Source organism: Nonlabens sp. Hel1_33_55, assembly GCF_900101765.1.
Lineage (GTDB): Bacteria > Bacteroidota > Bacteroidia > Flavobacteriales > Flavobacteriaceae > Nonlabens.
Genome location: NZ_LT627735.1, coordinates 188,894 through 211,568, shown reverse-complemented (window position 1 = coordinate 211,568; position 22,675 = coordinate 188,894). Strand labels below are relative to the sequence as shown.

General features: G+C 39.0%; 19 protein-coding genes and 1 other RNA gene. 7 read left to right on the top strand and 13 right to left on the bottom strand.

The window, feature by feature from the left end; all coding sequences use genetic code 11:
- Positions 1-341: 341 nt before the first annotated feature.
- The 3 genes from BLO34_RS00925 to BLO34_RS00915 all read right to left on the bottom strand — a co-directional run bounded on the left by BLO34_RS00925 (position 342) and on the right by BLO34_RS00915 (position 4,335).
- The gene (locus BLO34_RS00925; RefSeq protein WP_090751780.1) at positions 342-1,205 is read right to left on the bottom strand and encodes a hydroxymethylglutaryl-CoA lyase; all 864 of its coding nucleotides are present in this window, start codon (positions 1,203-1,205) and stop codon (positions 342-344) included.
- A gap of 22 nt (positions 1,206-1,227) precedes the next feature.
- Positions 1,228-2,052, bottom strand: coding sequence for a M23 family metallopeptidase (locus tag BLO34_RS00920; protein WP_157686589.1), 825 nt, complete (start codon positions 2,050-2,052; stop codon positions 1,228-1,230).
- A 75-nt stretch (positions 2,053-2,127) separates the two neighbouring features.
- The gene (locus BLO34_RS00915) at positions 2,128-4,335 is read right to left on the bottom strand and encodes a bifunctional alpha,alpha-trehalose-phosphate synthase (UDP-forming)/trehalose-phosphatase (protein WP_090751776.1); all 2,208 of its coding nucleotides are present in this window, start codon (positions 4,333-4,335) and stop codon (positions 2,128-2,130) included.
- 97 nt (positions 4,336-4,432) lie between these two features.
- On the opposite strand from BLO34_RS00915, the gene BLO34_RS00910 reads away from it, so the two are divergent.
- Entirely contained in the window at positions 4,433-6,220 is a 1,788-nt protein-coding gene (locus BLO34_RS00910; protein WP_090751775.1) for a glycoside hydrolase family 15 protein, read from the top strand.
- A gap of 137 nt (positions 6,221-6,357) precedes the next feature.
- Positions 6,358-9,327, top strand: coding sequence for a T9SS type A sorting domain-containing protein (locus BLO34_RS00905; protein ID WP_090751773.1), 2,970 nt, complete (start codon positions 6,358-6,360; stop codon positions 9,325-9,327).
- Here the strand turns inward: BLO34_RS00905 and BLO34_RS00900 are convergent.
- Positions 9,324-9,941, bottom strand: a complete 618-nt coding sequence (locus BLO34_RS00900; protein ID WP_090751771.1) for a LysE family translocator — start codon at positions 9,939-9,941, stop codon at positions 9,324-9,326. The genes BLO34_RS00905 and BLO34_RS00900 overlap by 4 nt on opposite strands.
- Before the next feature lie 213 nt (positions 9,942-10,154).
- Entirely contained in the window at positions 10,155-11,237 is a 1,083-nt protein-coding gene (locus BLO34_RS00895) for a quinone-dependent dihydroorotate dehydrogenase (RefSeq protein ID WP_090751769.1), read from the bottom strand.
- Positions 11,238-11,312: 75 nt separating this feature from the next.
- On the opposite strand from BLO34_RS00895, the gene lpdA reads away from it, so the two are divergent.
- Positions 11,313-12,704: a dihydrolipoyl dehydrogenase gene (lpdA, locus tag BLO34_RS00890; RefSeq protein WP_090751767.1), complete on the top strand. Its 1,392-nt coding sequence runs from the start codon at positions 11,313-11,315 to the stop codon at positions 12,702-12,704.
- A 233-nt stretch (positions 12,705-12,937) separates the two neighbouring features.
- Here the strand turns inward: lpdA and BLO34_RS00885 are convergent, their stop codons facing one another.
- Positions 12,938-13,819, bottom strand: coding sequence for a hypothetical protein (locus BLO34_RS00885; RefSeq protein WP_090751765.1), 882 nt, complete (start codon positions 13,817-13,819; stop codon positions 12,938-12,940).
- A gap of 45 nt (positions 13,820-13,864) precedes the next feature.
- Between BLO34_RS00885 and BLO34_RS00880 the strand changes: the two genes are divergently transcribed.
- Positions 13,865-14,218 carry an NINE protein gene (locus BLO34_RS00880; protein WP_090751763.1) on the top strand — a complete coding sequence of 118 codons (354 nt, stop codon included), beginning with the start codon at positions 13,865-13,867 and terminating at the stop codon, positions 14,216-14,218.
- 73 nt (positions 14,219-14,291) lie between these two features.
- On the opposite strand, the gene aroQ is transcribed toward BLO34_RS00880, so the two are convergent.
- The 3 genes from aroQ to BLO34_RS00865 all read right to left on the bottom strand — a co-directional run bounded on the left by aroQ (position 14,292) and on the right by BLO34_RS00865 (position 16,130).
- Positions 14,292-14,723 carry a type II 3-dehydroquinate dehydratase gene (gene aroQ / locus BLO34_RS00875; RefSeq protein ID WP_090751761.1) on the bottom strand — a complete coding sequence of 144 codons (432 nt, stop codon included), beginning with the start codon at positions 14,721-14,723 and terminating at the stop codon, positions 14,292-14,294.
- A gap of 93 nt (positions 14,724-14,816) precedes the next feature.
- The gene (locus BLO34_RS00870) at positions 14,817-15,422 is read right to left on the bottom strand and encodes a porin family protein (protein ID WP_090751759.1); all 606 of its coding nucleotides are present in this window, start codon (positions 15,420-15,422) and stop codon (positions 14,817-14,819) included.
- A gap of 114 nt (positions 15,423-15,536) precedes the next feature.
- Positions 15,537-16,130: a porin family protein gene (locus BLO34_RS00865; protein WP_157686587.1), complete on the bottom strand. Its 594-nt coding sequence runs from the start codon at positions 16,128-16,130 to the stop codon at positions 15,537-15,539.
- A 199-nt stretch (positions 16,131-16,329) separates the two neighbouring features.
- Here BLO34_RS00865 and xerD point away from each other — a divergent pair, with 199 nt between their 5' ends.
- Together xerD and BLO34_RS00855 are read left to right on the top strand one after the other, a co-directional pair.
- A complete protein-coding gene (gene xerD / locus BLO34_RS00860) occupies positions 16,330-17,232 on the top strand; it encodes a site-specific tyrosine recombinase XerD (RefSeq protein ID WP_090751755.1) in 903 nt (300 codons plus the stop codon).
- Positions 17,233-17,302: 70 nt separating this feature from the next.
- Positions 17,303-18,253: an aldo/keto reductase gene (locus BLO34_RS00855; protein ID WP_090751753.1), complete on the top strand. Its 951-nt coding sequence runs from the start codon at positions 17,303-17,305 to the stop codon at positions 18,251-18,253.
- Between the two features lie 229 nt (positions 18,254-18,482).
- Here the strand turns inward: BLO34_RS00855 and rny are convergent, their stop codons facing one another.
- The 4 genes from rny to BLO34_RS00835 all read right to left on the bottom strand — a co-directional run bounded on the left by rny (position 18,483) and on the right by BLO34_RS00835 (position 20,845).
- Complete coding sequence (gene rny, locus BLO34_RS00850) at positions 18,483-20,060, bottom strand: ribonuclease Y (protein WP_090751752.1); 1,578 nt, start codon at positions 20,058-20,060, stop codon at positions 18,483-18,485.
- A 44-nt stretch (positions 20,061-20,104) separates the two neighbouring features.
- Positions 20,105-20,214: non-coding RNA, 6S RNA (gene ssrS / locus BLO34_RS00845), on the bottom strand.
- A 51-nt stretch (positions 20,215-20,265) separates the two neighbouring features.
- Positions 20,266-20,556 carry a cell division protein ZapA gene (locus BLO34_RS00840; RefSeq protein ID WP_090751750.1) on the bottom strand — a complete coding sequence of 97 codons (291 nt, stop codon included), beginning with the start codon at positions 20,554-20,556 and terminating at the stop codon, positions 20,266-20,268.
- A 1-nt stretch (position 20,557) separates the two neighbouring features.
- On the bottom strand, positions 20,558-20,845 hold the full coding sequence (locus tag BLO34_RS00835; RefSeq protein ID WP_090751748.1) for a hypothetical protein: 288 nt from the start codon (positions 20,843-20,845) through the stop codon (positions 20,558-20,560).
- 115 nt (positions 20,846-20,960) lie between these two features.
- Here BLO34_RS00835 and BLO34_RS00830 point away from each other — a divergent pair, with 115 nt between their 5' ends.
- Positions 20,961-22,673, top strand: coding sequence for a M23 family metallopeptidase (locus BLO34_RS00830; RefSeq protein ID WP_090751746.1), 1,713 nt, complete (start codon positions 20,961-20,963; stop codon positions 22,671-22,673).
- The last annotated feature ends 2 nt before the right edge of the window (positions 22,674-22,675 follow it).

The window sequence follows — 22,675 nt, the reverse complement described above, 5'->3', positions numbered from 1 at the left end:
ACTTGTTAGTTTGATGTGCAAGTGGATTAACACACAGAAATCTTGCTCATTGGTTTTCTCTACTTACGCTCGAAACAGGAATCTTTTAAATGACTTTACTTTTTTGTCCAATAACCGTGAACTTGAATACAGATCAGGCTCTAGTATTCAAGTTGTCACCCTGAATTTATTTCAGGGTCTGCTTACTACTTCCACTATTCGATTCTTACCAATTACTTTCATGAATTTGTATAAGACGACATGCGCTTGAACTCTATAATGGGAGATGCTGACCTGCGTCAGCATGACAAAGCCAGTCTTGAATATTTTGGAATTAGAATTTGAAATTTACTCCTGAGACCTTAATGATACTGCCTAAAAATTTTGGTAGCCTCATTATAGCTACTCTCAAAAGGCATCGCGTTGACGTTGCAATCTGCTTTTACAGCGTTGAAATAACTTACCATTTTCTCAGTTGGCATATTGCCGGTAAGTTCGTCCTTTGCCATCGGACAACCGCCGAATCCTTGTATCGCTCCATCAAATCTGCGGCAACCGGCTTTGTAAGCAGCATCTATTTTCTCATGCCATTTGTCTGGCGTGGTGTGTAAGTGTGCGCCAAATTCAATTTTTGGGTATTTAGGAATCAAATTAGAAAATAGATAATCAATAGATTCTGGATCTGAGGTTCCAACGGTGTCTGATAATGACAAGATCTCAACGCCCATGGCGCTTAATTTTTCGGTCCACTCGCCTACTACATCTACATTCCAAGGGTCACCGTAAGGATTTCCAAATCCCATGGATATATAGACGACGACTTTTTTCCCTTTCGTGAAAGCGAGATCTAAAATTTCCTGTAACAATTCAACCGACTGTGCAATGGTTTTGTGGGTATTCCGCATTTGGAAATTCTCCGAAATAGAAAATGGATAACCTAAGTAATCAATTTCTGGATGCTCACAGGCATCTTGCGCACCTCGCAAGTTTGCTACGATAGCTAGAAGTTTGGAATCGGTTTTTGAGAGGTCCAGTTGCGCGAGAACTTCTGCGGTATCAACCATTTGCGGAATCGCTCGTGGAGAAACAAAACTGCCAAAATCCAGCGTATCAAAACCACACCGCAACAGCGATTGTATGTATTGAACCTTATCTGCAGTTGGAATCATATCCTTGATTCCCTGCATCGCATCACGTGGACATTCTATGATTTTGACTTTCTCCATTCCTGTAAAGATAAGACACGCTCTACTTTGATGCAGAATTTTGAGCAGAACTGCGCGTCACCATTTCACCTTGTTTCAAATCTGCGCCTTTGCCTACATAAAAAAAGGTTACTGGCATTGAAATTATACCGTTACCTTCATTTGTCGTTTTAAAAACGTTGAAATGCAAATGCTCCTTACTGGTGTAGCCCGTTTTTCCTGAAAGTCCAATGGGTTGACCCGGCACGATGCTATCGCCTATTTTCACAAAAGCTCCATTCTTTTTCAAATGAACATACTGGGTGAACCAGTTCGCTTTATTATTGTAGATCGTTATAAAATTGGCAAAATCTGTCCATTTCACATCATTGCCGCCGCGCTCATAATCCTTGATGACGCCTATCACACGACCAGCGTCTGCGGCATAGACGGTATCACCTTCTGCCATCGTGAAATCCAATGCGTACCTTGAGTTTGTCTTGAAGTGAGAGAAATTACCATTATAGACCTGCATCATCGCCACCGGTTTATTTAATGCGGTTGGAAGGTGGATTGGATGCGGACGTACCTCTACATTTGGATCACCAAATAATATGGACATCTGTATTTGAGATGTGTTCGCTTTCGCGAAAGCGGAATCCCTCAAAACAATAGTACTATCCTCTAAAGATTTCAATTGTATCCAGTTCGTGGGAATTAGTCTTTTAAGATTAGGGTCATCTGTTGAAATCTTATAACGCATTGGCGCGTGAACGGGATTTTGTAGGTTGATGATCAAAGTATCACCAGAAATTTCATAACCACTGTCCAAAGACAATTGCTTGTAACGCTGCGATGGCAACTGATGGTTGGTGGTTTGGCAGGCCATGACGAAGATGAACAAGAAGCCAAACCAACTCATTTTGTTAATTATACCAAGTTTGAATTTCACGGAACCAATGAATTATTCTGCAAAGGCGTTTAAGATCTTTCTCACGTGATCTGTATCGTCCACGTAAAATCGCGCTGCGGTATTTGCGACGCCTACTTTAACTGTGATGGCGTCTTCTGGTAGATCCTGGAACATAAATTCATCTGTCCAGTCGTCGCCTATGCAGAAGATGAAATCGTACTCTTGGTTCAAGATATGATTGGTTGCAGCCTTTCCTTTGTGAACGTTGCTGCTCTTGATTTCCAATACCTTGTTTCCTGAAAGCACGCTCAAACCGTGATTGCTGGTCAATTCCCGAATTACATTGGAAAGTTCATTCGCACGTTGTTCTCCCAGGTCTGGATCTGCTTTGCGGTAATGCCAGGCGATGGAATATTTCTTTTCTTCAATAAATGTTCCCGGTGTGCGGTCCACAAAAGTCTGTAATACGGGTTGTACTGTTGGTACCCAATCGCTGTTCATTGACTCAGTCAATTCCCATTCTCCACCATAAGTTTTCTTAAGAACACCGTGTTCTGAAATAAGTGTCACCGGTACATCTTTGAACCATTCTCCTAGGGTTCCAGAATCACGACCACTAATAATGACGACTTCATTCTTCTCTTCGGCTTGTAGTTTTGTAACTAAATCCAATAATTTCTGGTCTGGTTTTGCGTCACCAGGGTTATTGACAAAAGCGCGTAAGGTGCCGTCATAATCAAGGAAGAAAATGCGCTTATTAGCATTTTTAAATTTGGCCAAGATCTCTTCTTGCTTACTGTTGTTAATGTGCTGCGCTTTGGCTTGTGATTGTATTCCTTTAATAGAGTCTAGTTTATTCATAAAGTCTTTTGCCCATTTTTCTACGTTGTAACGTTCCAGGCGTTTTTGCATAAATTTGTTTCGCTTCTTCTGCTCTTCTTCTGGCATTTCCAGCGCTTCTTTAATGGTATCTGCAATCAGGCCTATATCATTGGGATTAATCAACAATGCCTCATTCATTTCCTTTGCTGCTCCAGCCATCTCTGACAAGATCAACACTCCTGTACGATCGATTCTTGTGGCGATATATTCTTTGGCCACGAGGTTCATTCCATCACGTATAGGTGTGATCAATGCCACATCACACGAGGTATATAAATCGATCAAATTATTGAACGGCATCGATCTATAGAAATACCACACTGGCGTCCAACTCACGGTAGAGAACCTACCGTTGATGCTTCCCACGAGCTCATCGATCTCTTTTTTCAAAACCTGGTATTGAGGAACATTGGAACGACTGGGAACAGCGAGCATCACCAATCTAACCTTCTCTGTATATTCCGGATATTTCTCCAGAAAATGTTCAAATGCCTTGAGCCTGCTGGCGATTCCCTTAGTATAATCCAATCGATCGATGGATAAAATCATTTTGGCGTCTGGTGTTGCCGTTGCGTGTAGATCGAGTCGACGTTGAAGCTCGCTCTGTGTTTTATCAGTTTGTTCGTAGTTCGCTTTCGCGAAAGCGTGGAACTTCTCATAATCAATTCCCATCGGAAAGCTATCCACGGTAATGTGACGGTCCTTGAAGGTGATTTCATTAAAACTCACCTCATAGCCCAAAATTCTACTGACCGAGCTCAGGAAATGACGCTCGTAGTCATAGGTGTGAAAACCGAGCAAATCAGCTCCCAAAAGCCCTTTCAAAATCTGGTCACGCCAGGGCAACGTCCTGAAAACCTCATAGGAAGGAAATGGGATATGGAGGAAAAAACCGATAGAAACATCAGGCCTTTTTTCTTTGATCATTTGCGGTAACAACATCAACTGATAATCGTGGACCCATACGGTATCACCATCTTCAATGTTTTCCAAAACAACATCAGCAAACTTCTGGTTAACCGATTTGTAGATTTCCCAATTTTCATCATCAAATTCTGCATATTCCATAAAATAATGGTACAGGGGCCAGATGGTGCGATTGCTAAAACCGTAGTAGAAGCCGTCCATATCGCTCTGGGTAAGTTCCACAGCCGCACATTGCTCTTTTTCAACAGCATTGTCAATGTCTGCTTTTAGTTCTGATGGCGTCTCTTCCTGCGTCAATCCTGTCCAGCCTATCCAGATACCATTGCTGTCCCTATGTACAGATTTAAGTCCCGTGGCAAGGCCGCCAACGCTGGGTTCTGAACTTACTTTACCATCCTCAATAGAGAGTTGAAGCGGCAGGCGATTGGAAACGATGATAGTTTTACTCATAAAATGGAGTGTTTTTATGTGAATGGTTGTTTAATCCTTAAATTTCGACAATTGAGAATAAAATCCGCAATGGATTATAGATAACCTTATCTTTTTTATGGAAAACCTGAACTACGGAATCATTGGAAATTGCAAAAGTGCTGCCCTGGTATCTGATCGTGGATCAATCGACTGGTGTTGCTTACCCATCTTTGACAGTGCATCTGTTTTTGCCAAGATTCTTGACGATGAAATAGGTGGAAGCCTAGGTTTTGAACTGGACGATTCCTATGAGATAAGCCAGGAATATTTGTGGCAGACCAACATATTGACGACAAATTTTGACAACGGTAATGATGCCTTTCAGGTTATCGATTTTATGCCGCGCTATCCACATAATGATGGTAGTTTTTATGCGCCACCAGATATCGTGAGATTTATACGTTTACTAAAAGGAAAGCCTCAGTTTAAGATCAACTATGATCCAAAACTGAAATATGCTGCAGGAAAAACCACAACAGTTGATGAAGGCGAGTATATCCACAGTATGACTGCAGAAGGAGAATATGAGTCTATATTTCTCTACAGCGATCTCAACAATGAGGACATCATTGCTGGAAATCAATTTACTCTAGAAACCAATGCGTTCTTGTTGTTATCCTATCACGAGAAACTGACAGCACAAACGCTGGATAGAGCTTATCTAAAGTTCCAACGTACCAAAACCTACTGGATGAATTGGAGTGAGCGCACCACTCGATATCCATTATATCAGGAAGAAATTGTACGAAGCGCGCTGACCTTAAAAGCATTGACATTCGAAAAAACAGGAGCCGTTCTTGCGGCCGCCACGACAAGCTTACCAGAAACCATAGGTGAGGTACGAAACTGGGATTATCGGTTTTGCTGGATACGTGATGCATCAATGGTGATACGTGTAATTGCTGGATTGGGTCATATGAAATCTGCAAGGAGGTTCTTGCAGTTTATAGTAAACACCATTCCAGAAAAGGATGAGAAGATCCAAATTATGTATGGTATCAATGGTGAGAAGGACCTTACTGAAGAATTTCTGGATCACCTTTCTGGTTACAAGGATTCCAGCCCTGTACGAATTGGGAACGCTGCATACATCCAGAAACAAAATGATATCTATGGTATATTGATGGAAGTTATCTACCAACAGTTCGTTCAATTTGAGACCAGTCTTGATAATAGTGAAGAATTGTGGACCATCATTAAAAGCATTACTTCCATTGTGAATTTACACTGGCAAGAACCCGACAAAGGAATCTGGGAATTACGAACTGAAGATCGCCACTTTGTATTTTCCAAATTGTTGTGTTGGGTTGCGATAGATAGAGCCATCAAGATCAGTGAAATATTAGGAAAAATTAAATACTTAGAAGAATGGCGCGCTTTGCGCAGTGAGATTCACGATGATATTTATACGAATGGATGGAATGAAGAAGTCCAAGCATACACACAATCTTACGGCTCCAAAGATCTGGATGCGTCAACCCTTTTAATGCAGCAATACGGATTCATCAAGGCTGACGATGCCCGATTTATCAGCACCGTGCAGGCTACTGAAAAAGAGTTGTGTAATAATGGTTTGATGTATCGTTACAAGAATAATGATGATTTTGGTGAGCCTAGTTCATCATTTACGATCTGTACATTTTGGCTGATTGATAGCCTGCATAAAATTGGCGAGACCGAGAAAGCGCGCGCTTATTTTGATCAGTTATTATCCTACAGCAATCACTTGGGATTATTTAGCGAGGATATTGATTTCAAGACGAAGCGATTGCTAGGGAATTTCCCGCAGGCCTATTCACACTTAGCATTGATTGAAACGGCTATTAATTTTAGTAAGGAGTTTGCTTTCGCGAAAGCGGAATAGCTGAAAGTTTTAATGATGATTATTTTGTCTATAATTGATAATATTTAAAAAAAAATATCAAATGTTCCTCATGACTAGATAATCTAGCTAAGTAATTGAGTCAATAAAGGTTTGAGATTTTGATCAGCAATAAATATATGAAAGCAATTTACTTATTATTAATAATAGTGATGAGTCAAAGTTTAATCTATGCTCAAGAATTGAATTTAACTTTGAATCAAATTAATGACTACGGCTCTTCAAAACCAAGATCACTAACAAAAGATCTTGATGGCTTTTATTTTCTAGCAGACAATCCAAACGTTAAAACGGGTGTTTTTTACTTTGATGAAGCACTTAATAAAACAGTGTTCACTGGGATATCAAATGCTGAAAATAATTTTATTGATTTAACTCTAGCTGGAACGTCAAATAACAAACTTTTTTATTTAGAAAGGAATAGGCGTAGTAGAGTGGAAAGGCTTTTTGTGTACGATAAGATATCTAATACGAGTCAATTAATTATTATACTAGAACCTAGTACGTTTACAAATACTTTAAGTAATTTCTACGATTACAATGGTAAGGCATATTTTAGTTTAGATAATGAAAATCATGGTCTTGAACCTTATGTTTCAGACGGAACAGTTGAAGGGACATTTCTTTTAAAGGATATAAATACTAATGGAAGTAGCACCTTTCAATCATTTGTTGGATTAAATAATTTTGTTTTTTTTATAGCTGATGACAATATTTATGGTCAAGAAATATGGAGAACTGATGGAACAACAGATGGAACAACGTTATTATTGGACATCAATGCATCAGGCGATGGAGCAAATAGCATTTATAATGACCCCATAAATAACAATTTACTTTTTTTAGGTTATACTCCATCGACTAATGGAACTGAAGTTGCATTATGGAAAACAGATGGAAGCGCAATGGGAACATCACCCATTACTTCAAACAATAGTGGAATAGTTTCCGATTCTGGAGTAATTACTGCCGCTCAATTAAATGGCCAGCTTTATATATTTAGTGAAAAAGGTACTGATGTCCAAATATGGAAAACTAATGGTAGTTCTTCAGGCACTGAACTGATAACGTTCATAACTTCAAATAACGGTAGTTCCGGCATATTTGTAGAAGAGCAAATTGTAGCGACTGACAGTGACATTTATTTTCTCTACGGGAATAGTCGGGATACTAGTAACATATGGAGAACAGATGGTACAATTTCTGGAACAAAAAAACTGACAAATCAAACCGGAGTCGATAATATTCTGACTGATGATATTCACGCGAGCACAAACGGCACCATTATCTTTGCAAATCGGTTTACTCCTAATAGAGAATTTGGATTTTTTTTCAAAACAGACCCTAACTCCGACAATATTACTATGTTAAATGCCATCAGCTCATCACAAACTACCGCTGTGGATAATGAATATCTCGAATTAAATGGGAAAACTTATCTTGTGGCAAATGATGAAACTACTGGTTTTGAGCTTTTTAGTTATGATTCTACATTTGGTACAGTTGAACTTGTCCAAGATTTGAACCATAGCGACTCAGGAATTCGTTTTGATGAAAATATAATCTCTACCTTTAAAGATGGCGTCCTCTTTCAAGGATTTAATGGGATACGATCCCAATCAGGCTCTAGCTTAGTTTTTGCAAATAGCCAGCCGCCAAACAATCTATTTTTAAAAGGAAATGGTGATAAGTTTGATAGAATTTTAAAGTCATCTCCAAATATATCTAATGATAGCAAATATTTCTTTGCAGCTGAAACAAGGAATAAAGGTGTAGAACCATGGATTACCGATGGAACACAAAGTGGTACTTTTTTATTAAAAGATATCAATCCAAATGGAGATGGTATGGTCTCGGGCAACTTTGATTTTGGGCGTAAAAATGCATTTGTAGCCAATAATAAATTCTTTTTTAATGGTAATACAGATGATGAAAATTTAATCTTTACTACCGATGGTAGTGTTGAAAATACCAAAGAATTAAATTTTGGTGCAGGGTTTGAAAATAGCACACTTCAAAATATTTATTATTTAGTTGATACCTACTACGCTAATTTATTAGCACTATCTGGTGAAACCAGATTAGTGCAGTTCGACTTTACAGATGAAGTGTCAAATGTTAGAGTCCTCGATGAAGATATAGTAAACACATTTATTCTGGAAAATTCTTTGATTGTTCTAAAACATGACGACTTTAATTTCATCTATAAGGTGTGCAAACTAGTTAATAATGAAGTTGTTATTTTAAAAGAATTTTCTCAGTCAGAAAGTGATTTTATCGATTCTCGACATGCTGCATTGTTAGATGGAACAATGTATTTCAACGTTGGGAGATATTCTCTCTATAAAACTGATGGAACAACCAACGGAACTGAAAGAATATCAGAGAATTTTCTTGGATCTAGTGGGAATTTGATAAATAATATAATCTCGACAGAAAAGAACATTTACGTTACTGAACATTCTGACGCACGATTTTCTCGAGTGTCCCGTAAAATCTTTAAGCTTGTAAATGGTGTAAGTCAAGAGATATTTTCTGACTTTACTGGCTTCAAATTGTTTTTTGATCTTATTTCTTCCAAAAATAAATTGTACGCGATTATAACTTCTGGAGGTATAAGAAGTGTGGTCGTTCACGATGATGAGACTGAACAGGAACAGATCATCAACTTTAATGTTTTAAATGACGACTTACAATATTTAGAAGATGGTCGTTCACCCGAGTGGACGCATATGAGAGTAAATAATGAAAATATTTTTTTATGGGGAAATACCGAAAATAATGGATATGAATTATACTCTGGTAGTATTGAAAACTTCACCCTTTCAATAGTTAATCCCAGCTCTAGTGAACAGCCTGTCATCAAAGTGTATCCTAATCCATCTTCCAACTTAGTCACTATCGACTCTAAATATGGCCTTCAATCTGTTCAATTATTTGATATAACTGGAAAATTACTTTTTGCTAAAAATAATCTATCGTCAAGCCCCTTTAAATTAGACACCTCTAAATTAAATTCAGGCTATTATTTAATTGTAATTAAAGATGAAAATAATAAAAATCAAACCATCAAATTAGTTAAAAACTAAATAACAAATATCGCCACCGCAATTCCAACAAAAACGATAATCTGAATCCATTTCATGGCTGGCGCAAACCATTTAGAGCTTCTAATGAATCTAGCAGCGCCGCCGCCTAAGAAAGCTATCGTATAAAAAGTAATCAAGGATACCAGCATAAAGATTCCGCCTAATATATATATCTGCATCCATTCTTCCATAGCTGCTGGAACTACAAATTGGGGTAGTAAGGCTAGAAAAAATAAGGTCACTTTTGGATTCAGCAGATTCATCGTGATGCCGATTCTGTAAAGCTTCCACCAGGAGTCTGGATTTACAGTGCTTTCATCCAATTTGATTTTATCGCTCGAACGATACACTTTGTAAGCCAAAAACAGGAGATAGATCGCACCAGCAATTTTAATAAGCAGTAACAACCACTCATTATCACGCAGGATTACGGCAAATCCCAGAGCAACTACTGAGGTATGAAAAATACAGCCTGTGATGAGTCCACTAGCAACGGCGATTCCATATCTCGCTCCGCGTGCGACCGATTGTGTGAGGACAAATACGTTATCTGGTCCAGGTGATAATGCAAGGAGAAATGCAGCTAGTGAGAATGCGATACAGGATTCTAGCATTGGGGTATATCTCTGGGAGATGCTGAAATAAATTCAGCATGACAATTATATGTGTTATTTTTTTCCCTGCCACGCTGAATTTATTTCAGCGTCTCTTTAGTTCTTGCAGGATCATTTTAATAAGATGACATCCGTGGAAATTACTTGCAAACATATCTATAAGAGTACGATTCTAGCCGATGCCGCAATAAATGCGGCATGACAAGTCACGACCTACAATCCTTGTTTGATAATCTCTCTATTAATATCACGAACCAACGCTGGCCCTTCATAAACAAAGCCAGTGTAGAGTTGTACTAAACTTGCTCCTGCTTTGATTTTATCAATCGCGTCTTGGGCGCTCATGATTCCGCCGACTCCTATGATGGGAAAAGCGCCGTTGCTTTTTTGGTGTAGGAAAGAAATCACCTCAGTTGCCCGATTTGTAAGTGGTGCGCCGCTTAGGCCACCAGCTTCTTTTTGAAGTGTGATATCACTTTTTAAATCCTTGCGCTCGATGGTTGTGTTTGAGGCGATGACGCCGTCGATTTTTGTATCCTCTACGATTCCAATGATGTCGAGTAATTGATTATCTGTCAGGTCTGGAGCGATTTTGAGAAGTATTGGTTTGCGAACCGGTTTTGCGTTGTTCAAATCTTGCAAGATCTGCAAAATATGCGTGAGTGGTTTGCGATCTTGTAGCTCGCGTAAACCTGGCGTGTTAGGCGAACTCACATTTACTGTGAAGTAATCCACGTGATCAAACAGTTTTTTGAAACAGATGATATAGTCATCGACCGCATTTTCATTGGGCGTGGTTTTGTTCTTTCCAATATTTCCTCCAATCAACGTGTGACTTCGGCTACGCTCACTTCGACTGCGCTCACTTCGGCTACGCTCAGTGACCGGTGGATTTTTCTTTAATCGCTCCACTGCTGCATCTACGCCACCATTGTTGAAGCCCATCCGGTTAACGATGGCACCATCTTCTTTTAGCCTGAAAAGTCGTGTTTTTGGGTTGCCTTCTTGGGGTTTTGGCGTCAGTGTTCCTATTTCGATAAAGCCAAATCCTAAATTGGAGAATTCGGCAAATGCTTTGGCGTCTTTGTCGAATCCTGCGGCCATGCCCACAGGATTATCGAATTCCAATCCAAATAAATGTCTTTTTAATGCAGGATGTTGGAGTTTGTAACGCTTTCGCGAAAGCGAACTAAAACCAGGCACCTTGCTGAAAAACTTTATGGCTTTGAAGGAAAAATGGTGCACGCCTTCTGGATCAAAGCGGAATAAAAGTGGACGGATGATGGATTTGTACATGGCAAATGGGTTGGTCAAAAATACAATCGTTACCCGTTTATTCTATATTTTTACGTCTCTTAAAAATGGATAGATATGAGTAAATATGATGTGATCGTTTTAGGTAGTGGTCCTGGTGGCTATGTGACTGCGATACGCGCTTCCCAATTGGGAATGAAAGTGGCGATCGTGGAAAAGGAATCTCTAGGTGGTGTGTGTTTGAATTGGGGTTGTATTCCTACCAAAGCGCTTATTAAAAGTGCCGATGTTTTTAATTACCTGAACCATGCAGAGGATTATGGATTGAAGGTGGAAGGTGCTGATAAAGATTTTGGAGCTGTTGTAAAGCGCTCTAGAGATGTAGCCGATGGAATGAGCAAAGGTGTCCAGTTCTTGATGAAAAAGAACAAAATTGACGTGATCATGGGTTACGGAACATTGAAGAAAGGAAAGAAAATTGAAGTAAAAACTGAGGATGATTCTACATCTACCGTTGAGGCAAATCATATTATAATTGCAACTGGTGCAAAATCCAGAGCGCTGCCTTCTCTACCACAAGATGGTAAGAAAGTAATAGGCTATCGTGAGGCGATGACGCTTGACAAGCAACCTAAGAAAATGATCATCGTAGGTTCTGGGGCTATAGGCGTTGAGTTTGCCTATTTCTACAATTCTATGGGAACTGAAGTGACCATCGTGGAATACCTAGATCGAATCGTTCCCGTGGAAGATGTTGATGTATCCAAACAAATGGAACGTAGCTTTAAGAAAGCTGGAATCAATATCATGACTTCTAGCGAGGTCACTGGAGTTGATACAAGCGGCGATGGCGTGAAGGCTACTGTCAAAACCAAAAAAGGAGAAGAAACTCTCGAAGCAGATATTGTTTTGAGTGCCGTTGGTATTGAAACCAACATAAAAAACATTGGTCTGGAAGAAGTAGGAATCTCTACAGATCGTGGTAAAGTATTAGTCAACGACTGGTACCAAACCAACATTCCAGGTTATTACGCGATAGGTGATATCACTGCTGGTCCAGCATTAGCTCACGTTGCCAGTGCAGAAGGAATATTATGCGTTGAGAAAATAGCAGATATGCACGTGGAGAAATTGGATTACGGCAACATCCCAGGATGTACCTATTCTACTCCAGAAATTGCCAGTGTAGGTCTAACTGAAGCGCAAGCTAAAGAAGCTGGTTATGATATTAAAGTTGGTAAGTTTCCATTTAGCGCATCAGGTAAGGCAAGTGCTTCTGGAGCGAAAGATGGTTTTGTCAAAGTAATCTTTGATGCCAAGTATGGCGAGTGGTTAGGCTGTCACATGATAGGCGCTGGTGTAACGGACATGATCGCTGAAGCGGTCTTAGGACGTAAACTAGAAACTACAGGTCACGAAGTACTAAAAGCAGTACATCCACACCCAACGATGAGTGAAGCGGTGATGGAAGCCGTTGCAGATGCTTATGGTGAAGTGATTCACTTATAGGTTTTTGATTTCTGATTGTTCACCTTTAAGTAATAAAAATAAAAACGCCCAGATCCTTGCGGATTCTGGGCGTTTTTTATTAAAGAGAAATTCCTTTTGTCACCCTGGATTTATTTCAGGGTCTTATGAATATTTGAGTTTGAACTTTTTAAATTCAAACGCAATTAATCTTAGGCTATTGGACTCCATTTGAGGAGATGCTGGAACGAGTTCAGCATGACAAGGGATTTTAATTATTTTAAATCCTTCTGGTAGAAAACTACCTTAACCTGCTCACCTACTTTAAAGCTGGAAAGCATGCTTATTTCCTTTCCGTTGCCGTCTGTGATTCTTATCTGGGCGGTATTGGGTGGATCAGTACCTTCTGAGAGTGCTTTGAGCACTAAAGTGTTGATCTCTTTGTTGAAAGTGAGTGGTATTTTAGTTTTCGCCTTGAGCGGTGCATAATTTTCTTTCACCACTTTTCCGTTCAAAACAATAGACATCGCGTCACCATCGACTTTTCCTGGATCCCAGATTTCTAGATAAGCTGTTTTTGATTCCCAAAAGACGTTCAAGGTCTCACCACCTTTTAATCCTTGTCGCTCACTAGAATTTAAGAACTTACTATTAGCAATTCGTTGCTTTACACTGTCTGGAATCTTATCCATTTTTTCAACTCGGCTAGTGATCTTTTCTGTTTTTCGAGTAAATTTTTCTTCACCCTGCATGATCAATTTACCATCGATACATGGCTGTAAATCGTCATAATAACTCTTGAAGTTTCCCTCTAATGTTGCTTTCCCTCTTAAATTGCGCAAACTGCCTGTAAAATAAACAAAGCAGAAATCAAGCTCCTTGATAGGTGATTTAGTGTAAACGATATCAACCTCACGGAATTCTATTTTATTATCCTTTGAATTGTACCTACCTACTAAAGTATTCTTAGATTCATGGGGTCCATTAAGATCTGTATAAGAAAATCCTTTTAAAATCCCATCGGTTTCTACAAGCTCTAATTTATAGGAAATAAAGGTGCTGTCCTGCAAGGCTAGTAGGCCTACATAATCAACACGTTGCTGGGCTATTACTGGGAAAAACGTTAGAAAAAATACAAAGAAGAAAAGTAGGCGCATGCAAAAAACTATATTTGGTAAAGATAACTAACAAAACTATCGCTTATGAAATTCAAACTTACTCTTGCCTTGATGAGCATCTTTATGCTTGCAGGCTCATTTAGCTACGCATCGTTTCCAGTAGAACGTAATATTGTAACTACAGTTAACGCTACTACTAACATTGAAGAAACCGAAACTGTTTTAAGTTCACCAGCTGCTGTAGACTGGTCAGAAGATCAAACCATCGCATTTGTGCTGTGGATTATTCCTATTACAGGATTCTTGGCAGGTCACCGTTGGTTCCTCGGTAGCCCATGGTATTGGAATCTAGCATTTATCTTAACTGGTGGTTTCTTCCTTGTAGGTTGGATCATTGATGGTATAGACATCATTACTGGAAGATATCCTGGTCTATAAATAAGATTTTAGAAACATAAAAACCCGTCTCAGTTTTTACTGAGGCGGGTTTTTTATTTGGAATTGAATTCGGTTATTTATCTCTCATGTTCAAAAAAGATTGGATAGCTAGTTTGTAGCCATCCAGGCCAAATCCGGCAATCGTTCCAGCAGCATTCTTTGAAATCATTGATATATGTCTGATTTCTTCGCGATCCATCACATTAGAAATATGAACCTCAACCACGGCGGTTTCAATGGATGAAACTGCGTCTGCTATTGCTAGCGATGTGTGTGTGTACGCACCAGGATTTATGATGACACCATCAAAGTTTTCCTCTTGTGCCTCGTGCAGTTTATTGATCAACTCACCTTCCACATTCGACTGGAAGCTTGCAAGCTCTATTTCTTGAAAATGAAATTGAAGATCTGCAAAAAACTGTTCAAAAGTGGTAGACCCGTAAATTTCTGGCTGGCGCTTTCCCAACAAGTTCAGGTTGGGACCATTTATTATAAGTAATTTCATTTATGAAAGATATTGGTAATTACGCTTTCGCGAAAGCGAAAATAAAAAAAGCCACAACTCCTGTTGTGGCTCTTGAATGGTAGAATTGGTTCTTTACAACTTGAATATAGCGCCAAAATTGATGGTTGATGAACTGTTTCTAAGTTCTGGAGTAACGACATCATTAATGTCTAATACATCAATGAATCCTCCATATCCTTGTACTTCTCCAAAGAGCATAAAGTTTTCGTTCACGTTAAATCTATATCCTATACCTAAATCCAAGCCAAAATCAGTTGATTTGATAAAGTTTTCAAGATCTATCTCTTCACCTGTGGAAAGCTCTCCTTTTGCACTCAACAAGAATTTTGCAGAAAAACCAAAATTCAAATACCAGTTACGACGACTTCCAAAATGCCAATTAGCATTTACTGGAATGGATAAATAATTCAATTTATCCACGTTATCAAAATCATCTTCAGCTCCAATAGGTGCATAAAACAATCCAGATCTTAAGCTCCATCTGTCGCTAAAGTAATAATCAAGCGAGGCGCCCACAGCTAGTGCTTCACGGTAATTATAGGTTACGTTGTCATCAGTACTGTAAGTTCCTAATGCTAGACCTATATGAGGCGCTACTGTGACATCTCCTCCAGAGAATTGTGCTTGAGAAAAAAGTGCTGCCATCAATAGAACAGCGGTTGAGATAATTGTTTTCATGAATAGTTTGGTTTTTAAAACGTCGAATATACTATGCACAAGAACATACTCACATATGAAAACAAAAAAACAGCCTCAATATTGAGGCTGCTTGATTTTAATCTAAGTTTTTACCTAGAACTTATATCCCAAGTTGATTGAAAATACTTGGTTAGTAACATCGTCACTAAATGTATCATTATCTTCATAGATATTAGAGACACCTACCATGTATCTACCACCTAATGATAATCCTTCCAGAGTACTTCCTTCTCTAAATTTATATGTCAATCCGCCACCAATGCTTAGGTCAATAGATTCTGCATCAAAATCAGAAGTTGATCCTTCGAAAATACCTCTATCCACTTCAACTTCATCCTTAACATTGAATCCTATTTGTGGTCCAGCATCAATTGAAAATCCAGAACCGCCCAAATAAAATTTAGCAAGTACTGGTACATTGATATAATCTAATTTTAAGGTTACACCATTACCTTCTGCACCTTGTTGAGAATATATAGCTCCCACTAAAAGTCCAAAACTAGGACCAAATTCATACTCACCTGTAAGCCCAATGTTGATACCATTACGTGCATCTACATCTTCTACGTCATCGCCTTGAAGGTTTGCGATATTGTATCCAACTTGTACACCGAAATCAATTTCCTGTGCTTGTGCAAATCCTATGGATCCTAAAGCTACTACTGCAATTGCTAATACTTTTTTCATTTGATTTAATTTTAGTTTAGACTGCAATATTATTTTGTTGCTCAATCTTATTATCATAAGAAATTATCAAAAAAACCTTCATATAGTTAAAGTATTATCAATAGAATTGTTTAACGATTGTAAACTTATCTCTTTCAAAGTTTTAGGTAAACCTGTTATTTCAGCAATGGTCCTTAAAATTATTACCGACCTTTAACCTGTGAATTGGATTAGACATATCGCAGACTTTAAACTATACCTAAGACTAGAACGAGGTCTGTCTGACAATACGATTAAAGCATACATAAGAGATCTCAAAAAACTTGCTAGTTGGATTGAGGATCGAGAACTTCAAGCAGATCCAGTCACCATAACCACGACTATTATAAAAGATTTTATATACCATATCGCTAGTGAGATAAAACCAACCACTCAAGCACGTATCATTAGCAGTCTCAAAGGGTTTTTCAATTATCTTCAAATGGAAGAATACCGTGTTGACAACCCAACCGAAACTATTGATACGCCGCGAACTGGAAGAAAATTACCTGACACTTTGAGCGTCGATGAAATTGATAAACTAATCAACGCCATAAATAGATCGACACCACACGGTGAGCGCAACCGTGCAATTTTAGAAACCTTATATGCATGTGGATTGCGCGTTTCAGAGCTTACCGCTCTCAAGATAAGCGACCTTTATTTTGAAGAAGGAGTCATTCTCGTGACTGGTAAAGGTGATAAACAAAGGTATGTACCCATTGGATCTTCTACCGTTTCTATTATTAATGACTATATAAAATTAGTTCGCACCCATATTCCCGTTAAACCTAAGCATACCGATACTCTGTTTCTAAACCGGCGCGGCAGTGGTCTTACAAGAGCTATGATCTTTACTATCATTCAAGATTTGAAAGAAATTGTAGGCCTTAAGAAGAAGATAAGTCCGCATACTTTTAGGCATTCTTTTGCAACTCACCTTTTGGAAAACGGTGCTGACTTGAGATCTATTCAAGCCATGTTGGGACATGAAAGTATCACGACCACAGAGATTTATGTCCACGTCAATCGCACTTATCTTAAAGAAGTATTGGAAAAATACCATCCACGTGCCAGTTATTAAAGTTGTGTCAAAGTGAGATGTTTGTGTAGAGTTCGCTTTCGCGAAAGCGTAACTTTCACAAAAACAATACATGAAAACTTTAAAATTTACAAATGGCGACCAAATGGATGCCATAGGTCTGGGAACCTGGAAATCATCTGATGAAAAAGTAAAAGACGCCATAAAAATGGCATTAAATAATGGCTACAGACATATCGACTGTGCAGCCACATATGGAAATGAAGCCGCGATAGGTGAAGCATTCAATGAAGTATTCTCTGAAGGAAAAATTAAAAGAGAAGACGTATGGATCACATCAAAATTGTGGAACAATGCGCATTTACCTAAAGACGTTAAGCCAGCTTTAGAAAAGACGCTTAAGGACTTGCAATTAGACTACCTTGATCTATACTTAATGCACTGGCCCGTTGCCTTCAAACCAGATGTAAGTAATCCATCTGGACCGGAAGACTTTTTATCACCAGAAGAAGCGCCCATCATCGATACCTGGGAAGCTATGACTAAATTGAAAAATGACGGTTTAACAAAGCACGTAGGTGTATCTAACTTCTCCGTTGAAAAGCTTAATGACCTTTTAGCCAAAACAGACGATGTTCCTGAAATGAATCAGGTAGAACTACATCCATTGCTACAACAGGACAAGTTGTTTGAATTTTGTAGTAATAAAGGAATTCATATGACGGCCTATTCACCTCTAGGTAGCGGAGATCGATCTGATGGAATGAAGCAAGACAATGAACCTAATATGATGGAGCTGGATACGGTACAAGCTCTAGCCAAGAAACACAAAGTAGAACCTGGACAGATTTTAATTGCCTGGTCTCACCAACGTGGTACCGCTGTGATTCCTAAATCTACCAGTGAAGGACATATCAAATCCAACATCGCATCTGCAGCAGTTAATTTTGATAAACAAGACTTAAAAGATCTAGCCGATTTAGACAGACATTATCGATATGTGACTGGAAAATTCTTTGAAGTACCTGAAAAAGGATACAAGGATATTTATGACGAAAACTAGAAAAATACCCTATATGGGGTATTGATTCCTAAGTAGTTACTCTTGATCTTTGGAAGGTCTATTTAAGTTATTAGGGGTAATTATAAAGTAGACAAGGTTGATCATGATCAGCTCACGCAGCCGTCAGGTTGTATGATTGATAGTCAATTGTAGTTTCTGATCTTAGGGACATTAGAAACAAGAAAAGCCGCTCATTGAGCGGCTTTTTGATTTTATAAATTGTAATTGCTTACTTCGCAATATTCACTGCTCTGGTTTCCCTAATCACAGTCACTTTTACCTGACCTGGATAAGTCATGTCTGTCTGGATTTTCTGTGAGATTTCAAAGGACAACTGACCTGCTTTTTCATCAGATATTTTTTCGCTTTCTACCATGACTCTCAGTTCACGTCCTGCCTGGATAGCATAGGCTTTTTCCACACCACCAAAGCCAAAGGCTATATCCTCAAGGTCTTTCAATCGCTGGATGTAACTATCTAACACTTGTCTTCTAGCACCTGGTCGTGCACCGCTTATCGCATCACATACTTGAACTATAGGTGATAACAAAGAAGTCATTTCAATCTCGTCGTGGTGTGCTCCTATGGCATTACAAACCTCAGGTTTTTCACCGTGCTTTTCAGCAAGTTTCATACCTAGGATAGCGTGAGGTGTTTCATCTTCGGTTTCTGGGACTTTACCTATATCATGTAATAGTCCAGCACGTTTGGCAAGTTTTGCATTGAGGCCTAATTCTGCAGCCATGGTTCCACAAAGTTTAGCTACTTCTCTACTGTGTTGTAAAAGGTTCTGACCGTAGGAAGATCTGTACTTCATTCTACCTACCATCTTAATCAATTCTGGATGCAAACCGTGAATTCCTAGATCGATTACCGTTCTCTTACCAACTTCTGCAATTTCTTGATCAATTTGTTTTCTGGTTTTGCTCACCACTTCTTCAATTCTGGCTGGGTGAATTCTACCGTCTGTAACCAATTTGTGTAAGGACAATCTTGCTACCTCGCGGCGCACACTATCAAAACAACTTAAGATGATAGCGTCTGGTGTATCATCAACGATGATCTCGACACCAGTAGCTGCCTCAATAGCTCTAATATTTCGACCTTCTCGACCAATGATTCTACCTTTAACGTCATCGCTTTCCAGATTAAAAACCGATACACAGTTTTCAACTGCTTCTTCCGTACCTATTCTTTGTATTGTATTGATGATCACCTTACGAGCTTCCTGTTGTGCGGTAAGTTTAGCTTCTTCAATAGTATCCTGAATAATAGACATCGCCTCTGTTCTGGCTTTATCTTTTAGTGATTCTACCAATTGTTTTTTAGCATCGTCACCAGACATACCGCTTATGACTTCCAGCTGCTTGATCTGCTGCTCGTGAAGCTTTTCAACTTCATCTTGCTTTTTAGAAAAAGCTTCTCTTTTGTCGTCGAGGTCTTTGATTTTACTATCAAGACTTTGGGTCAATCGCTTATTTTGGGCCAGCTCGTTGGAGACCTTGGATTCCTTATCCTTGGTACGTTTCTCTGCATCGCTCATTTTCTTTTCCCTGTTCATGATTTCTTTTTCATGCTGGGATTTAAGCTCTATGAATTTCTCTTTGGCTCGATAGGTCTTTTCAGATTTAATTTTTTCGCCCTTAGTTTCTGCATCTTTAACGATGGATTCAGCTTCTTTTTTAGCATCACTTATGAGTTGTGAAGCTTTTCCTTTCTCGACTTTGGCTTTGGCTATAAAGTAACCTATTGCTAGTCCTATTATGAGTGCGACGATCGCCGCTATAATCACTGTTGTAGTATCCATTGGTTGTTATATATAAAAAACCTGCACGAGTTTCGGTTTTGTCTGAACTCCAAAAATAAAGTTTAAAGCTAACTGGCTGATCAAGGATCCGGCTCTAGGCACGGCTTGCTTTTACAACCACGACTCACTTTTTTTAAAGAATTAAGTGTTGAGTTCACCAAAAAATGAAACAAGTGCAGGTAGTAACTGTTTATTTAAAGAACGTTTATGATAAGTGTTGACTCAATAATTGTTCCAGTACCTGTAAACGGTCCTGTACTTCTTCATTGTCGTCACTCTTATCAATGGTATGTTGCTCAGACCGCGCTGCAAACTGCAGTGCACACATGGCAAGGACATCTTGCTTATCACGTACGGCATAACTTTGCTCTAGTTGCTTGATCATCGCCTCGATGCTCTTTGCTGCCTTACGTAATCCTTCCTCACGAGAAGGATCGATGGTCAAAGGATAGACTCTATCTGCAATTGATATCTTGATCTTGAGTTTATCTTCCAACTTATGCTAATTGTGCAATACATTGATCTATTTCACGGACCAGCGCATTGATCTTGAGTTTTGTTTTTGTTTTGTAATCATCACTACCTAGCATCGCATTTGCCGTTTTAAGCATCACAATCGTCTCACTACCATTTTTAATGGTCTCTTGCGCCTCTTCCAGTTGCTTTTTGAATCCTTCAATAGACTCCTGCTTTGAGCCTAACTCTTTATTCAACCTTTGATTTTCATGGATTAAGGCTTTCACCTTAAGCTCAATCTGATCAATGCGGTTCAAAAGCTTGGACATCTGGCAAAATTAATGCGGTTCCAACAAAATTAACTTTCCACACAGACAAATCAAATATTTATGGAACAAAGTTTGAAAACCTTTTTGCGATCCACTTTCCTAACCATATATTTAGATGATGCAAAGAAAATATGTCTTTTTCCTGTTACTGGGGTTGTTATTAGTTCGCTTTGGCGAAAGCCAAACTTCACAAAATCTTCCACAGGATTATTTCCATCATCCTCTGGATATCAAGCTTATTCTAAGCGGGACATTTGGTGAGTTACGCTCCAACCATTTTCATAGTGGACTAGATATAAAAACCAATCAGCGAACTGGCGCTAACGTTCATGCTGCTGCATCAGGTTATGTGAGCCGCATTAAAATTGAACACTACGGTTACGGCAAGGCTTTATATATCACACATCCCAATGGTTACACTACCGTTTATGCGCACCTAGAGAAATTTAGTCCAAGAATTGAGGATTATGTGAAAGCAAAGCAATATGCCAATGAAAGTTATGAGATACAGTTATATCCAGGTGATCTAGAATTGCGGGTCGATCAGGATGAAATCGTGGCGTACAGCGGTAATTCTGGCGGTAGCGGTGGACCACATCTACATTTTGAGATACGTGATGGCGCAGCACGCCCCATGAATCCTATGCTTTTTGGCATAGATGTTCCAGATTCTAGAAGTCCTCTCGTGAAGCAAGTCAAAGCATATCCACTGGATGCAGAATCTACCATTAACGGGAAGAACGAGGCGCAATTGTTACGAGTCGTACCACAACAAGGTAATAAATTCAAAGTCGAGCCTTTCTCTGCTTACGGTAACATAGGAATGGGCGTCAACACAAGTGACCGACTTGATGGCGCTAATAATCAGAATGGTGTTTTTGAGATCAAGACCTATTTTAACGGCAGTCCTCATTTTGAAATGACCTTTGACAAATTCTCATTTGATGAATCTAGGTATATCAACCAGATGATTGATTTTGAACACTTCAAAAAAAGTAAAAGTAGAATTTCCAGACTCTACATTCCAGATGGGAGCCCACTAAGTCTATATAGAGACACGAATAACAATGGGAAACTGCAGCTTTATGATCCTGGTTCTACACATGCCTACAAAGTGAATATTACTGACTTCAAAGGAAATGATAGTGAGATCCTGATGGATATCACAAATGAGGCAAAGGTGGAGGACTTGAGTATCGAGACGCCTAAAAATTTAACTCGTATACCTCATAACGAGAGTTTCAGCACAACACTAGGTGCCTTTACGCTTACTATTCCTAAGGATGCTCTTTATGAAGATGCATTTTTGAATATTGAACAATCATCTGACACGCTCAAAGTCCATTATGATGTGATACCACTTCATAAAAATATGGTGATCAATTATAATATGGCTGGTAAATCAGATGAGGATCGCGACAAGTATTATATTGCCCGCACCACGTCATGGGGCGCGGCTTATTATACCTCATCAAGATTGAAAGGAAATACCTTAAGTGCATTTACCAGAACGCTGGGAACTTATGCGATTTGTAAGGACACAAAAGATCCAACCATCTCTCCAGTCAATTTTAAGGATGGTCAATGGATTAGCAAAAACAAAACTCTAAAACTAAAAATTGACGATAGAGATACAGGCATTAAAGCTTACCGCGCAACGGTAAATGGCAAATTTATTTTGATGGAGTACGATTACAAGACTGACCTATTGACCCACAACTTTGACGATGGCGTTGTAACTGAAACCGATAATGATCTCGTAGTGATCGTGACAGACAATGTTGGAAATAGCAGTAAATTTGAAGCTACCTTCCGTCGCAAGGAATAATC

What these genes read in the sequence shown, in the direction of transcription:
- BLO34_RS00925 (WP_090751780.1), bottom strand. Translation starts at nt 1,205, where the DNA reads ATGGAGAAAGTCAAAATCATAGAATGTCCACGTGATGCGATGCAGGGA.
- BLO34_RS00920 (WP_157686589.1), bottom strand. Translation starts at nt 2,052, where the DNA reads ATGGCCTGCCAAACCACCAACCATCAGTTGCCATCGCAGCGTTACAAG.
- BLO34_RS00915 (WP_090751776.1), bottom strand. Translation starts at nt 4,335, where the DNA reads ATGAGTAAAACTATCATCGTTTCCAATCGCCTGCCGCTTCAACTCTCT.
- BLO34_RS00910 (WP_090751775.1), top strand. Translation starts at nt 4,433, where the DNA reads ATGGAAAACCTGAACTACGGAATCATTGGAAATTGCAAAAGTGCTGCC.
- BLO34_RS00905 (WP_090751773.1), top strand. Translation starts at nt 6,358, where the DNA reads ATGAAAGCAATTTACTTATTATTAATAATAGTGATGAGTCAAAGTTTA.
- BLO34_RS00900 (WP_090751771.1), bottom strand. Translation starts at nt 9,941, where the DNA reads ATGCTAGAATCCTGTATCGCATTCTCACTAGCTGCATTTCTCCTTGCA.
- BLO34_RS00895 (WP_090751769.1), bottom strand. Translation starts at nt 11,237, where the DNA reads ATGTACAAATCCATCATCCGTCCACTTTTATTCCGCTTTGATCCAGAA.
- lpdA (WP_090751767.1), top strand. Translation starts at nt 11,313, where the DNA reads ATGAGTAAATATGATGTGATCGTTTTAGGTAGTGGTCCTGGTGGCTAT.
- BLO34_RS00885 (WP_090751765.1), bottom strand. Translation starts at nt 13,819, where the DNA reads ATGCGCCTACTTTTCTTCTTTGTATTTTTTCTAACGTTTTTCCCAGTA.
- BLO34_RS00880 (WP_090751763.1), top strand. Translation starts at nt 13,865, where the DNA reads ATGAAATTCAAACTTACTCTTGCCTTGATGAGCATCTTTATGCTTGCA.
- aroQ (WP_090751761.1), bottom strand. Translation starts at nt 14,723, where the DNA reads ATGAAATTACTTATAATAAATGGTCCCAACCTGAACTTGTTGGGAAAG.
- BLO34_RS00870 (WP_090751759.1), bottom strand. Translation starts at nt 15,422, where the DNA reads ATGAAAACAATTATCTCAACCGCTGTTCTATTGATGGCAGCACTTTTT.
- BLO34_RS00865 (WP_157686587.1), bottom strand. Translation starts at nt 16,130, where the DNA reads ATGAAAAAAGTATTAGCAATTGCAGTAGTAGCTTTAGGATCCATAGGA.
- BLO34_RS00855 (WP_090751753.1), top strand. Translation starts at nt 17,303, where the DNA reads ATGAAAACTTTAAAATTTACAAATGGCGACCAAATGGATGCCATAGGT.
- rny (WP_090751752.1), bottom strand. Translation starts at nt 20,060, where the DNA reads ATGGATACTACAACAGTGATTATAGCGGCGATCGTCGCACTCATAATA.
- BLO34_RS00835 (WP_090751748.1), bottom strand. Translation starts at nt 20,845, where the DNA reads ATGTCCAAGCTTTTGAACCGCATTGATCAGATTGAGCTTAAGGTGAAA.
- BLO34_RS00830 (WP_090751746.1), top strand. Translation starts at nt 20,961, where the DNA reads ATGATGCAAAGAAAATATGTCTTTTTCCTGTTACTGGGGTTGTTATTA.